Below are 12,938 nucleotides of genomic sequence, written 5' to 3'. Positions count from 1 at the left end.
GCCCGACGGCGGCGGCACCCTTGCGGTGTCGCCGCCGTTCGCGTTCTCATGCAGCTCTTACCCGGGCCTCAACACTTCATCACGCCCGGTGCCTAGCTTCACGCCCATGTTCTTCACCTATCTCAGGCGCGAGCTGCGCCGTCGCAGAAAGGCGGCGCTCGTCGTCGCCTCGGGGCTCGCCCTGGGCATCGCGCTGGTGATCATCGTCAGCTCGGTCTCCTCCGGTATGAGCCAGGCGCAGGACAAGGTCCTGCAGTCGCTGTACGGCCTGGGCACCGACATGACCGTCACCAAGGCCGCCCCGCCGCCCGGCGAGGGCGGCCAGACCAGGCCGCGCTTCGAGTTCGACGCCAAGGGCGACGACGCGGAACAGAGCAGTGACCGGGTGCTGGTCCAGGGCTTCCAGACGCTCGCCGCCTCGACCGTCACCAAGGTCGGCGACCAGGACGGTGTCGCCGATGCCGTCGGCGGGCTGAGCCTGACCGTGCTCAAGGTCAACGGCGAGTTCAAGCCCGGCGAGTTCACTCCGCCGCAGGGCGGCGGAAAGAGCGGTGGCGGCGGCACCGGTGGCGGTGGCGGCGAGGTCCGTGGCGGCGGCGCCGCGTTCGACGTCAACACCTACTCGGTGTACGGCACCGATGTCTCCGCGCCCGCCCTCGGCCCGCTCACCTCCTCCAAGATCACCGCGGGCCGCGCCTTCACGAGTGACGAGACCGACGCGGCCGTCGCGATCGTCGACAGCGCGTACGCCAAGGAGAAGAACCTCGCGGTCGGCAAGACCGTCACCATCTCCGGCACGAAGTTCACCATCGTCGGTGTCGCGACCGCCGACAGCGGCGACGCCGCCGCCAATCTCTACATTCCGCTGAAGAAGGCCCAGACCCTGTCCGACTCCAAGGACAAGGTCACCACGGTCTATGTGAAGGCCGCCGACTCGCAGCAGATCGAGGGCGTCAAGTCCGCCATCCAGAAGAACATCCCGGACACGACCGTCACCACCTCGGCCGATCTCGCGGACACCGTCTCCGGCTCCCTGTCCACCGCCTCCGACCTCGCCACGACCGTCGGCAAGTGGCTCTCCATCGCCGTGCTGGTCGCCGCCTTCCTGGTGGCCGGTCTGCTCACCTCCTCGGCGGTCAGCCGCCGGGTACGGGAGTTCGGCACGCTCAAGGCGCTCGGCTGGAAGAGCGGCCGGGTGACGCGTCAGGTCGTGGGCGAGGCGCTCGTCAACGGTCTGCTCGGCGGTGTGCTCGGTATCGCGCTGGGACTCGGCGGTGCGTATCTCGTCACGGCCATCAGCCCGACGCTCACGGCGCAGCTCGGCTCCACGGGCGGCGGCGGTGGCGGTGGTGGCGGCTTCGGCGGTGGCCTGGCGAGCGGCGGCGGACCGGCGCGGCAGGCCACGAGCAAGGCGCTCGACATCGCCCTGACCGCGCCCGTCTCGCTCGCCACCCTCGCCGTCGCCGTCGGACTCGCCGTGGCGGGCGGGCTGATCGCGGGCGGCTTCGGCGGCTGGCGCGCGTCCCGGCTGCGCCCGGCGGACGCGCTGCGGCGGCTCGAATGAGGTGCCGTCGCCGGCTCATGCTCCTTCACCGTCTCGCCCAGCACTCTCGCCCCACACCCTCGAACAGCAGCCCGTACAGCAATCCGTGCAGCAGTCCGTACAGCAGGAGTTGAACCGTGTACCAGCTCAGCGGCGTCACCAAGCGCTATCAGCGCGGCAAGAAGACCGTCGACGCGCTCGCGGGCGTCGATCTGACCATCGAGGACGGCGGCCGGCTCGTCATCCAGGGCCCCACCGGCGGCGGCAAGTCCACGCTCCTCCAGATGCTCGGCGGGCTCGACCGCCCGACCAGCGGGACCGTCGAGTTCGACGGTGTGGATCTGGCGTCCCTGCCCGAGGCCCGGCTGACCAAGGTGCGCGCCGAGAACATCGGCTTCGTCTTCCAGAGCTTCAACCTCATTCCCACCCTGACCGCGCAGGAGAACGTCGAGACCGCGCTCGTGCCGCTCGGCGTCAAGGGCGCCGCCCGGCGGCAGCAGGCCGCGGAGGCCCTGGAGTCCGTCGGTCTCGGCGAGCGCCTCGGCCATGTGCCCGGCGAACTCTCCGGCGGCCAGCAGCAGCGCGTCGCGATCGCCCGCGCGCTCGTCAAGAGGCCGAAGGTGCTGCTCGCCGATGAACCCACGGGAAATCTGGACGAGTCGATGCGTGACGAGATCATGGAACTGCTGGAGGGCCTCTGGAAAGAGCACGGCCTGACCTTCATCATGGTCACTCACGACAGCGCGATCGCCCGCCGGGCGCCACGGCTCGCCACGATCCGCAAGGGACGGGTCACGGTCACCGAGAACGCCGCGGCCTGAGCCGTACCGACCGGACCGCGGGGGCGCACGGACCGCCGGGCCGTACGGACTGTACGGCCCGTACGGACCGGGCAGCGGGGGATGCTTGTGCCGAGCGGTGCTTGTGCCGGGCGGCGCTCGCGCTGTGGGGTGCTCGTGCTGTCGGGGCACGAGCACCCTGTCCCGCCCAGCCCGGACGTCCCGTCAACTCAGGGGCGTCGCCCTCCTCGTACGCGTAGGTTCGGTCCATGCTGATCACTCTGGGAAGCCCGCCGTCGGACGCCGAGACAGATGCCTGGCACGCGGTGGTCAGCGCCGCACACGTCCGCGATCTGCCGGCCTCGGTGCCCGAGCCCAGCAGGGCGGAGACCGCGGGCAAGCTGCGGGTGCCTCCGCTGCACGGGCGTAACGTTCATCTCGCGACGCTGGCGCCGGACGGCTCGTACGAAGGCGTCGCCTCGCTGCTCCTGTTCACCGAGCAGGACAGCAGGCACACCGCCTTTCTCGACGCCCTGGTCGTACGGCCCGACGCCCGGCGGCACGGCGTCGGCGCCGCGCTCTGGGCGGCCGTACGCGCCGAACTCCTCGTGCACGGGCGCACCTCGGTCTCGACCGTGCTCGAACTCGGCGGCGCGGGCGAGGCGTTCGTGGACAGCCTCGGCTTCACGAATGTGCTGCCGCTCGGCTGGTACGTACTGCGCGTCCAGCATGCGGTGGACGAGATCCCGCCGCCCGCGCTGCCCGACGGCTTCCGCTTCACCGACTGGTCGGGCGCGGTCCCCGACGGACCGGCCGAGTCCTTCGCCCGCGCCCACGCGGCGGTACGGGAGGCGCCGACGACCGTGCCCGGAGGGCAGCTGGACCAGCGCAGACCGGGCCCGGACGTGGCACGGGTGAGAGCCGCGGCCCGGGTGATGGAGCGGCGCGGCGGAGTCGTCCTCACGGCCGCCGTGCTCGACACGACGGACGGCGACGCCGTGGTGGCGTATACGGAAGTGGTGCTGTGCGATCCGGCCGACACCCGCGCGGTCCAGTACGACACGGTCGTCGTCCCGGCCCACCGGGGCCGCGGTCTCGGCCGGGCGGTCAAACGCCATCTGCTGGGCAGACTGCGCGAACTGCATCCCGCCGTACGGGAGATCACCACCACCGTCGCGGACGACAACGCCTCGATGCTCGCCGTGAACGCGGCGCTGGGCTACCGCCGCGAGCGCCCGGCCGGGATCTTCCGCGCCAAGCTCTGAGCCGTGCCAAGCTCTGAGCCGTGCCAAGCTCTGAGTCGTACCGAGCTCTGAGCCGGCGACCGGCCTCTATCGTGGCCCTCGGGCCGGCCTGTCCGCCGGCCGGCGGTTCGAACGGGAACGGGCAACGGGAACGGGCAACGGGAACGGGCTTGGACGGTCCGGTCGGTCCGGTCGGTCTAGGGGAGGCGCTCTGTGGGGTCGGAACGAAGCAACTCGGCTGAGCATCTTCCACGGCTGCGTCTGGATGAGCTGCTGGAAGAGCTCCAGATACGTATCGACGCGGTCCGCAGCACGCGCGACCGGGTGCACGGCCTGCTGGAGGCGGTGCTCTCCGTGGGACGCGAACTGGATCTGCCGCAGGTGCTCCGCGGCATAGTCGAGGCCGCGGTCGTGCTGGTGGACGCCGAGTACGGTGCGCTGGGCGTGATCGGCGAGGACGACAAGCTCTCGGAGTTCCTGACGGTGGGCATCGACGACGAGCTGAGAGCGCGGATCGGCCCGCTGCCCAGCGGCCACGGTCTGCTGGGAGAGCTGATCCGCCATCCGGAGGCGCTGCGGATGCCGGAGCTGTCCGAGCATCCTTCCTCGTACGGTTTCCCGGCCGGCCATCCGCCGATGCACTCCTTCCTGGGCGTCCCGATCCGGGTGCGTGACAAGGTCTTCGGCAATCTGTATCTCACCGAGAAACGCGGTGCCGAGGAGTTCGACGCGGAGGACGAGTCCGTCCTCTCCACACTGGCCGTGGCGGCCGGTGTCGCCGTCGAGAACGCGCGGCTGTACGAGGAGGCGCGGCGCCGGGAGCAGTGGCTGGCCGCCAGCGCGGAGGTGACGAGCAGTCTGCTGTCGGGCGGGCCGCGGGCCCAGGTACTCGAACTGATCATTGAGCGGGCCCGGCAGATCGTCTCGGCCGATCTCGGCCTGGTGGCCCTGCCGGTCGAAGGCACGGGCCAGCTCACGGGCGGACTCACGGGCGAGCTGCGGACCGTACTCGCCGTGGGCCAGGACGCGCAGGTGCACGACGGGCTGCGGGTGGCGGACGGTGACGGTTTCATCGGGGCCGCGTTCTCCGCCGCCGAACCTGTGGTGAGCACCGACATCGCCCACGATCCGCGGTTCAGCGGCGGCGATGCGCGATGGTCGGGGCTGGGACCGGCGGTGGCGGTGCCGATGGGAAGCCGCGGTGGTGTGCGCGGTGTGCTGCTGCTCGCGCGCGGTGCGGGCCGTCCCGTCTTCGGTGCGGGCCAGACGGTTCCGCTGCTCGGATTCGCCGGGCAGGCGGCGCTCGCCATGGAACTGGCCGAACGCCGCAGCGCCGCCGAGCAGATAGCGCTCCTGGAGGACCGTGACCGTATCGCGCGTGATCTGCACGATCTGGCGATCCAGCGGCTGTTCGCGACGGGAATGACGCTCCAGAGCACCCAGAAGTTCGTCCAGCACCCGCAGGCCGCCGAACGGCTGGAGCGCGCGGTCGACGATCTGGACGACACCATCAAGATCATCCGGTCGACGATCTTCGGACTCCGTACGAAGGAGACGGGCCGGGCGGCCGAGGGAGTACGCGCCCGGGTGGCCGTCTCGGTCGAAGCGGCGGCGGCGTCGCTCGGCTTCAGTCCCGCTCTCCGGACGGAGGGACTGGTCGATACGGATGTGCCTCCCGCGATCGCCGACCATCTGATCGCGGTGCTGGTGGAGGCGCTGAGCAATATCGCGCGGCACGCACGGGCGACGGCCGTCGACGTACGGCTGGTCGTCGCTCCCGGTGAACTGAGCCTGACGGTCGCGGACAACGGTGTGGGCTTCGGGCCGGAGGCCGCGCGCAGCGGGCTGAAGAACATCAAGGAGCGGAGCGTCGCGCTGGGCGGCGCCTTTGTCCATGACACTCCGCCGGGAGGCGGCGCGCGTCTTGTGTGGCGGGTGCCGTTGTCGAAGTCGGCGTCGGCCTCGGCGTCGACAACGACGTCGGGGTCTTTGGATATGGCGGCTGCCGAGCCCGAGGGATAGGGCGCCTCAGGGCGGAGGCGTCTGCGTCCGCGTCCGCGCGATGGCGGCGGAGGCGGAGGCCGGAGCGCCCTGCCGTATCCCGAGTTTCGGCAGCAGACGCGCGATCCGGTCACGGACGGCCTTCTCGGTGAGGGAGAGCTGCCGTCCGATCTGATGGTCCGTGAGCCCGTCGCCGACGAGCCTCAGCAGGTGCCGTTCCTCCGGCGAGAGCGCGGCGGGAGCCGGCGCACCGGGCCCGGCCGAGCCGGTCCCGGCGGCGGCCGTCCGTGCGGGCAGATCGCCCAACAGCCGTGCGGTGGCCGCCGGATCGAGCAGAGACCGGCCCGAGGCGACGGCCCGGATGGCGAAGACGAGGGCGGAGTCCTTGATCTGCTTGAGCACATAACCGGACGCACCGGCCAGCACGGCGTTCAGCAGCGCCGTGTCGTCGTCGAACGAGGTGAGCGTCAGCCAGGCCAGACCGGGCATCCTCGACCGCAGCTCCCGGCAGGCCGTGATGTCGTCGGCATCGGGCGACCGGACATCCAGCACCGCGACATCCGGAGCCGGTGACGGAGGCCTGGCCAGCGCCTCGCCCACCGAGCCGGCATCGGCGACGACCCTGATGCCGGGCTCGGCGTCGAGTACGTCGCGGAGCGCATGCCTGACCGTCTCATGGCCGTCGACGAGGAACACCCGGATCGGATGCCGCGACGAGAACGTACGGGCTGTGCTCATAAGGATTCCTCGGTGGTTCCCGGCAGACGAATCGTCCCGCGATCCCGCGATCGTCGCGTGACGGCCCTGCCGGCACCAGGGCCGTAGGGTCTCAAGCCGCTTCCGCCCGAGGGCCGAACGGCCTCTTTCCCCGGTCTTTCTCCGGCCTCGGTGTCACCGGGCTTTCACCGGGGTGTCTCCGGCCCCAACTGGCCCTCGGTTCGGTGCCGTTCGGCCCTGCGGGGAGGGCCGTCGGGCCGCAGCGGCGTCGGCTGTGGCGGCGGGAGATTGGAGCCGCACACAGGACCGACCACCAGGACACCGCTCCCGCCCCCGCCCCGCCCAGTCCTCCGAAAGGGATGACCGACATGGCAGTTCACCAGACTCCTCGTCACACCAGGTTCCGTTTCCTCACAGCGCACCGGCCCACGGCGGCGCTGTCGGCCGACGGTGTCCGGTCCGAGGCCGTTGTCACCGGATGGCTCGCCCGGGGCGCCGCCACCGCGCGGATCCTGCTCGGGTTCGTCTTTCTCTGGGCGTTCCTCGACAAGACCTTCGGCTGGGGCTATGCGACACAGTCCACCGGCGCCTGGATCGACGGCGGATCGCCCACCAAGGGCTTCCTCGGAAATGTCGCCGTGGGACCGTTCCAGTCGACCTTCCGCTCCTGGGCCGGGGACGCCTGGGCCGACTGGCTGTTCATGCTCGGCCTGCTCGGTATCGGTCTCGCGCTCACCGCGGGCATCGCGCTGCGGCTCGCGGCCACCGCGGGCACCGTGATGATGGCTCTGATGTGGGCCGCGGAATGGCCGTTGGCCAGGCATCTCGCCGACGGATCGCCGAGCATGTCCTCGAATCCGGTCGTGGACTACCACGTCCTGTACGCGGTCGTCATGATCGTTCTCGCTCTCGCCGCCGCGGGCCGCACCTGGGGGCTCGGCAGGATATGGCAGGAACTGCCTTTCGTACGAAGCAACCGCTGGCTCTTCTGAGCCGTCGCCGCACGCAGCGGCGCACACAGCGCAGCACATGGCCGGGGTGCCTCACCGCACCCCGGCCGATCTGCGTTGTCGTACCGTCGTCGTACCGTTCAGAGAGCACCGAGGCCCGCGGGAACGACGAACACCGGGCAGCGGGAGCGGTACATCAGCGCGTGTGCCGTCTGCCCGTGGTGTGCGCCGCCGTTCCCGTGGCCGTTCCCGTGCGGGTGGTGCGCGATGACGACCACGCACGCGTCGGCGGTGGCGGCGATCAGGCTGTCCACCGACCGTACGGGCGGACCGTAGAGCGGTGTGTGGACGAGCCGCAGCCGTACGCCACGGCGCGCGGCCTCCTCATGGGCGAAGACCGCCGATTCGATGTCCGCGTCCGTCTCGACGGCGAGCAGTACGTCGCCCGTCCGGGCGTGGTATGGGAGATGGCCCGCGCCGACGACGAGCAGCGGGCAGCGCGTACGTTCCACCACCCGGCGGGCCACCGACCGTGAGGCCAGCGAGGCGAGCCCGCCCAGGGCGCGGGTGCCGACGACGGTGAGCGCCGCGCGCTCGCCCTTCCGCGCCAGCGCCTCCGCCGGATCGGCGGCGACGGCGCTGAGACGGACCTTCAGCTCCGGGTGGCGCGTACGGACACGGGCGGCGGACGTGGCGAGCAGCGGGCCGGCCACGTCCAGGTCCGGCACCGCGTAGACGATCTCCAGCGGCACCGACCTGCGTACGGCCTCCTCGACAGCCGCGTCCTGTGCGCGGGTTGAGATGATCGATCCGTCGATGCCCACGACCACATGGCGTTCGGACATGTGCTTTCCCTTCCTCCGCTGTTGCTCGGCCGGCCTGTCCGCGGACGGTCACACGCATCAGCGTCCGTTCTCCGGCCGGGCCGCAGGCAGGGGCCAATCGGACCCGGCGGAGAGCGACTTGGCCCTTAAAGAGGCGTGTCCTCCTGTTCGGCACGTACGGCGCGTACGACACGGCCCGACCGCAACTCCAGCCGCGTGCCCGTGAAACCGGCCCGGAAGCGGCGGTCGTGCGAGACCACCACCACCGCGCCCGCGTAGCTCCGCAGCGCCTCTTCCAGCTCCTCGACCAGGGCGAGCGCGAGATGGTTCGTCGGCTCGTCGAGGATCAGCAGCTCCGCGGGACGGCTCACCAGCCGGGCCAGCTCCAGCCTGCGCCGCTGACCGGCCGAGAGCGCGGCGACGGGTACGGCGAGGTCCTCCGCCCGGAACAGCCCGAGGGCCAGCAGCTCGGCCTCGTACTCCTCCGGCAGCCCTGGCCGGCCCGCCGCGAAGGCGCGCAGGAGCGGGAGCCGGGACGGTACGGCGGGCAGCTCCTGTGCCAGATAGCCGGTCCGGGCGGGACGGCTCACCGAGCCGCTGTCCGGGCGCAGTTCACCGGCCAGCACCCGGAGCAGAGTGCTCTTGCCCGCACCGTTGGGGCCCGTCACCAGCAGCCGTTCGCCCGCCCGTACGCACAGACCGGCCACCTGGAGCCGGTCGCCGACGACCACGTCGGCCAGCTCGGCGACGACGTTGCGTACGTTCGCTGGGCTCGCCGCGCCTGCTGGGCTCTCAGCGCCTGCCGCCGGTCCCGGCGCCGCGCCGGAGTTCAGCGTGGCCGCGAATCTGAGCGGTTCCGGAGGAGCGGGCACCGGCTTCTGGCGCAGCCGCCACAGCCGCTCCCGCGCCGCCCTCACCTGCCCGGACAGCTTCGCCTCATGGGAGCGGCGGTGCTTGCCGAATCCCTGGCGCGGATCCTTCCCGGTGGCGGCGAGCCGCTGCCCGGCCGCGGCCACCAGCTCCTCCGTACGGGCCACCTCGGCCAGCCACTCCAGATGGTCCTGACGCCACCGCTGCCGGGCCGCCGCCTTCGCCGTCCGGTAGCCCTGCCAGCCGTTCCCGTACCGCGTCACCGACCGTGTGTCCCGGTCGACCTCCAGGATCGTCGTCGCGATCCGCTCCAGGAACGCCCGGTCGTGGGTGACGGCGACCACCGTTCCTCGGTGCGCCCTGAGCTGCTCCTCCAGCCAGCCGGTGGCCTGGAGATCGAGATGGTTGGTGGGCTCGTCGAGCAGCAGCAGTTCGGGCGCCGACGCCAGCACGCACGCCAGCGCCAGCCGGGACTGCTCGCCGCCGGAGAGCGAGCCGAGCCGGCGCCCGCGCGTCACCCGGGCGAGCCCGAGACCGTGCAGTGCGGCATCGACCCGGGCGTCGGCCTGATAGCCGCCGCGCTCCTCGTACGCCGTCAGCAGCTCGCCGTACGCGGCCAGTCCGTCCTCACCGCTCTCACCGAGGACCTCCTCGGCCTCGCGCAACCGGCGCTCCAGCGCCCGCAGTTCGGCGAGGGCGGAGTCGACGGCGTCCTGGACGGTGCACTGCGGATCGAGTTCCAGAGTCTGGGCGAGATGGCCGACACCGCCCGGGAAGCCGACGGTGATCTCACCGCCGTCGGGACGCTCGGTCCCGGCCAGCAGCCGCAGCAGTGTCGACTTGCCGGAGCCGTTCTCCCCGATGACACCGGCCTTCTCGCCGGGACGTACGGTCAGCGACACCTGATCGAGAACCGACCGGTCGCCGTACGCCTTGGAAACGTCTTTCATCGCCAATTGGGCGCGCTCGCGCATGCTTCTTCCTGTGAGGACACGCCCTGACGCCCGCGCACCTGGTATCCGGTGGCGGGGACAGGGCTGGATTCCGGGGGACCTGGAGGAGCAGGTCCGGAATCACAGGAAGTAGTAGTGCGCGAACATGGCGTCGAGTGTAGCCGGGCCGCGCGGAGGCGGCCCGGCTAATACCGTGCGTTACGACGGCACGAGGTGCGCTGCGACGGTGGTTCGCTACGACGGGTTGCCGACGAGCTGTACCGGGCCGTTCAGTGTGTTCGGTGTGCAGCCTGGGCCCGTGAGCGTCAGCCGCTCCTTGGTGTTCACCACGGAGAGCGGACCGGTCAGCGATATACCGCACAGCTCGACGACACGCGCGCCGACCGCCTGTACGGGCCCGGTGATGTCCGCGCCCTTCGCCACCAGACCGGCGCCCGCGCGGACCACGACCGGCCCGGTGAGCCGGGCGCCGTCGAGGCAGGTGACACCGGAGGAGATGACCAGCGGCCCGGTGTGGACGCCGGTCAGTGTGTTCGTACAGGCGGGCGCGGCCGGGATCCGGTTCCGGAAGTCGAGCGCGTACGCGAGCTTGCCGGGCTTCGCGTCCGAGATCGGCGCGCTGAGCTTCCCGAACTCACCGCCGGTCGGCTTCTTGCCGCCGTTCCACTCCGCCATCCGCCCGAGCTCGTCGGCTGTGTGGCCGTCGGCGATGACGGTGTCACCGGGCGTCCTCGACATGATCTCGGAGGCGCTGCGGACCGCCGCCAGATACGAGGCGGAGCTGCCGAGGTCGTACGTGCCGAGGTCGACGCGGTCACGCAGCCAGGTGCCCCAGAGGAACTCCAGATACTCGGCCGCGCCGTCCGGCGCCTGGTAGCCGATGTCACGCGTGAATTGAAGTGTTCTTCCGGCTGTAGCCGGGAGATTCCTGCTTACCTTGCGGCAGCGGGCTTGACGCGTTTGGCGCGCCTGACGACTGCCCTCCCGGCAGCCGGGATGAGCGCGTGGCCCATCCGGTACAGATGCAAGACGTTCCGGGCTGCGTTCCAGTCGGCGTTGCCTGACCAGCCGCAGTCCGGGTTCTTGCAGACGAACACGGCCTGGGACTCCCGGCTCCCGGGCGTGATGAAGCCGCACGCGGAGCATCGCCGGGAAGTGTTGGGGGCCGGGACCTTGTGCAGGGTGCCGCCGTGCCGGGCGGTCTTGTACGTCAGCATGGTGACTGTCCGGCCCCACGCCTCCCCGCTGATGGAGCGGTTCAGCCCGGATTTCCGGGTGACGTTCTTCCCCGGCTCTTCGATGGTTCCCTTGGCCGACTTGACCATGTTCGTGATGGTGAGTGCTTCGACCACGACTGTGCCGTATGTGCGGGCGATGGCGGTGGTCGTCTGATGTTGCCAGTCCAGGGCTCTGCGCTTGGCTTTCGCGCGGAGTCCTGCGATCTGGTCGTAGGTGTGGTGCAGTCGGCGGCTGGCGCGCTCGCCGGGCTTGCGGTACTGCTTACGCTGCGCGGCGCGCTGCTCCAGGCGCAGGAGCTTCGCTTTCTCCTTGCCGGTCAGCCACTCGCCGTGTTCGTACGTCTGACCGTCTGAGAGAGCGATGGGCACGGTGACGCCCAGGTCGATGCCGACCTCCGGCCCTTGGTGGGGTTCGGGCTCGACCTCCAAGGTCTGGACACGGAAGGCGATGTGCCAGCCGAGCGCGTCTTTGATCAGCCGTGCCCCGGTGATCCGGTTCTCCGTGTTGGCATGCTTGCCCACGGGCAGGTCCTTGGTCCACCGGAACCGGACCCGGCCCACCTTGGGAATGTTGGCCATGCCCCAGCGGCGGTGCACGCGGGTGATGTTCAGGTCCCGGCCCTGTGGAACGTCCACGGACATCACCGTGCGGAACCGGTCTTTGAAATTCGGGGCGCCGGCGCGGCCGTCCCAGCAGTTCTTCCACGCCTGGAAGTACGTCTTCAGCACCGCTTGCGCGGCCTGCGCGGGAAGGACAGCGAGAAAGTCGATGTCCTTGCGGGCCTGGCGTATGGCGGCATCCGCGTTCGCAAGAGTCCGTTTTTCTTTCGGCATTATCCGCCACCAGGCGTGCAGCAGGTTCCACAGGGTGCGGGCCGCGTGCGCCTGGCTATCAGTCTTCAACACCTCGGGACGCGACAGTGCGAGACGGGCACGGTGCCCGAACTGCTGCTTGACCGTGGTGCCTTGACTCACGATCGAGAGAATAGCCGGGCGGCGGGTGTGGGGCCGCGCCCGCGCCGGTGGCATGGCGGACCGCGCATATCCATTCACCTTTCCCGGACCTGCCCGGTGGCATTCGGCCGTCGCTCCGGTGTCGGCCGGGTGAACGCTGATTGCGCGGGCTTCTCGACGGACCGTCTGACGGACTGTCAGCGCCGTGGTCCGGCAAGCGCGTAGACGAGCCCGCCGCCGACCGCGAGCACGGCCGAGGTCCAGGTGGCGGCGGTCGTGCCGGACGGCTGGAGCATCCAGGTCGCCACCTGGGCCGCCGGCCCTCCGGAGGCCGGTACGAAGAACGCGGCCACGCACCAGCCGACCGGCAGCGCCCAGGCGTACCGGCCGCCCCACACCGTCGCCCCGATCGCGGCGACGCCCGCCGGCCCGGCGCCGTTCCGTACGGCGTACGCCACCGGAACCGGCCCGCCGCCCGGCGCCGAGAACACCGACAGGGCCGACAGCACCAGCAGTACGCCCACGGCGAGCGCGCCGATGAGCAGCACGTGCGCTGCGCGCCGAGGCGCCCAGCGGATCGCCGCCGTACGGTCCAGCGCGAGGTCCTGCCCACTCAGCCCGATCGCGCCCACCGCCACCACGGCGGTCAGCAGCAGGGCCATCATCCTCGGATCTCCGTCCGTCCCGCTCCGAGGAAGCGACCACACGGCGACGGCACAGACCACCACGGCGGCGACCGAGGCAGGCACCTGACGCGACCGGCCGTAGAGCACGGACCACCGGGCCCGCGCGGCCAACGACCGTGCGTACGGCGCCAACGACCGTGCGTACGGCGCCAACGACCGTGCGTACGGCGCCAACGACC

General features: G+C 71.0%; 11 protein-coding genes. 5 read left to right on the top strand and 6 right to left on the bottom strand.

What is annotated here, in order from left to right; translation table 11 throughout:
- Positions 1-106: 106 nt before the first annotated feature.
- From ACFV6H_RS30670 to ACFV6H_RS30655, 4 genes are all read left to right on the top strand, one after another.
- Entirely contained in the window at positions 107-1,564 is a 1,458-nt protein-coding gene (locus ACFV6H_RS30670) for an ABC transporter permease (protein ID WP_385548682.1), read from the top strand.
- 116 nt (positions 1,565-1,680) lie between these two features.
- On the top strand, positions 1,681-2,364 hold the full coding sequence (locus tag ACFV6H_RS30665; RefSeq protein WP_161230495.1) for an ABC transporter ATP-binding protein: 684 nt from the start codon (positions 1,681-1,683) through the stop codon (positions 2,362-2,364).
- A gap of 227 nt (positions 2,365-2,591) precedes the next feature.
- A complete protein-coding gene (locus ACFV6H_RS30660; protein ID WP_385548678.1) occupies positions 2,592-3,587 on the top strand; it encodes a GNAT family N-acetyltransferase in 996 nt (331 codons plus the stop codon).
- Between the two features lie 192 nt (positions 3,588-3,779).
- On the top strand, positions 3,780-5,588 hold the full coding sequence (locus tag ACFV6H_RS30655; protein ID WP_385548675.1) for a GAF domain-containing protein: 1,809 nt from the start codon (positions 3,780-3,782) through the stop codon (positions 5,586-5,588).
- 6 nt (positions 5,589-5,594) lie between these two features.
- Here the strand turns inward: ACFV6H_RS30655 and ACFV6H_RS30650 are convergent, their stop codons facing one another.
- Positions 5,595-6,305, bottom strand: a complete 711-nt coding sequence (locus tag ACFV6H_RS30650) for a response regulator (protein ID WP_385548672.1) — start codon at positions 6,303-6,305, stop codon at positions 5,595-5,597.
- Positions 6,306-6,652: 347 nt separating this feature from the next.
- Between ACFV6H_RS30650 and ACFV6H_RS30645 the strand changes: the two genes are divergently transcribed.
- The gene (locus tag ACFV6H_RS30645) at positions 6,653-7,276 is read left to right on the top strand and encodes a hypothetical protein (RefSeq protein WP_384982011.1); all 624 of its coding nucleotides are present in this window, start codon (positions 6,653-6,655) and stop codon (positions 7,274-7,276) included.
- A 98-nt stretch (positions 7,277-7,374) separates the two neighbouring features.
- Here the strand turns inward: ACFV6H_RS30645 and ACFV6H_RS30640 are convergent, their stop codons facing one another.
- The 5 genes from ACFV6H_RS30640 to ACFV6H_RS30620 form a co-directional block, all read right to left on the bottom strand.
- Positions 7,375-8,079, bottom strand: a complete 705-nt coding sequence (locus ACFV6H_RS30640; RefSeq protein ID WP_385548668.1) for a universal stress protein — start codon at positions 8,077-8,079, stop codon at positions 7,375-7,377.
- A gap of 125 nt (positions 8,080-8,204) precedes the next feature.
- Entirely contained in the window at positions 8,205-9,902 is a 1,698-nt protein-coding gene (gene abc-f, locus ACFV6H_RS30635; RefSeq protein WP_385548665.1) for a ribosomal protection-like ABC-F family protein, read from the bottom strand.
- Between the two features lie 213 nt (positions 9,903-10,115).
- Positions 10,116-10,619, bottom strand: coding sequence for a hypothetical protein (locus ACFV6H_RS30630; RefSeq protein ID WP_385548662.1), 504 nt, complete (start codon positions 10,617-10,619; stop codon positions 10,116-10,118).
- Between the two features lie 194 nt (positions 10,620-10,813).
- Positions 10,814-12,094, bottom strand: coding sequence for an RNA-guided endonuclease InsQ/TnpB family protein (locus ACFV6H_RS30625; RefSeq protein ID WP_385548659.1), 1,281 nt, complete (start codon positions 12,092-12,094; stop codon positions 10,814-10,816).
- A 176-nt stretch (positions 12,095-12,270) separates the two neighbouring features.
- Positions 12,271-12,891, bottom strand: coding sequence for a hypothetical protein (locus ACFV6H_RS30620; RefSeq protein ID WP_385548656.1), 621 nt, complete (start codon positions 12,889-12,891; stop codon positions 12,271-12,273).
- Positions 12,892-12,938: the final 47 nt, after the last annotated feature.

Origin of the sequence: Streptomyces sp. NPDC059743, assembly GCF_042732975.1 — a bacterium.
Lineage (GTDB): Bacteria > Actinomycetota > Actinomycetes > Streptomycetales > Streptomycetaceae > Streptomyces.
This window is presented reverse-complemented; position numbering and strand designations above follow the sequence as displayed.

Coding starts and splice junctions, on each gene's coding strand:
- ACFV6H_RS30670 (WP_385548682.1), top strand. CDS start 107: ATGTTCTTCACCTATCTCAGGCGCGAGCTGCGCCGTCGCAGAAAGGCG.
- ACFV6H_RS30630 (WP_385548662.1), bottom strand. CDS start 10,619: ATGTCGAGGACGCCCGGTGACACCGTCATCGCCGACGGCCACACAGCC.
- ACFV6H_RS30660 (WP_385548678.1), top strand. CDS start 2,592: ATGCTGATCACTCTGGGAAGCCCGCCGTCGGACGCCGAGACAGATGCC.
- ACFV6H_RS30645 (WP_384982011.1), top strand. CDS start 6,653: ATGGCAGTTCACCAGACTCCTCGTCACACCAGGTTCCGTTTCCTCACA.
- abc-f (WP_385548665.1), bottom strand. CDS start 9,902: ATGCGCGAGCGCGCCCAATTGGCGATGAAAGACGTTTCCAAGGCGTAC.
- ACFV6H_RS30650 (WP_385548672.1), bottom strand. CDS start 6,305: ATGAGCACAGCCCGTACGTTCTCGTCGCGGCATCCGATCCGGGTGTTC.
- ACFV6H_RS30640 (WP_385548668.1), bottom strand. CDS start 8,079: ATGTCCGAACGCCATGTGGTCGTGGGCATCGACGGATCGATCATCTCA.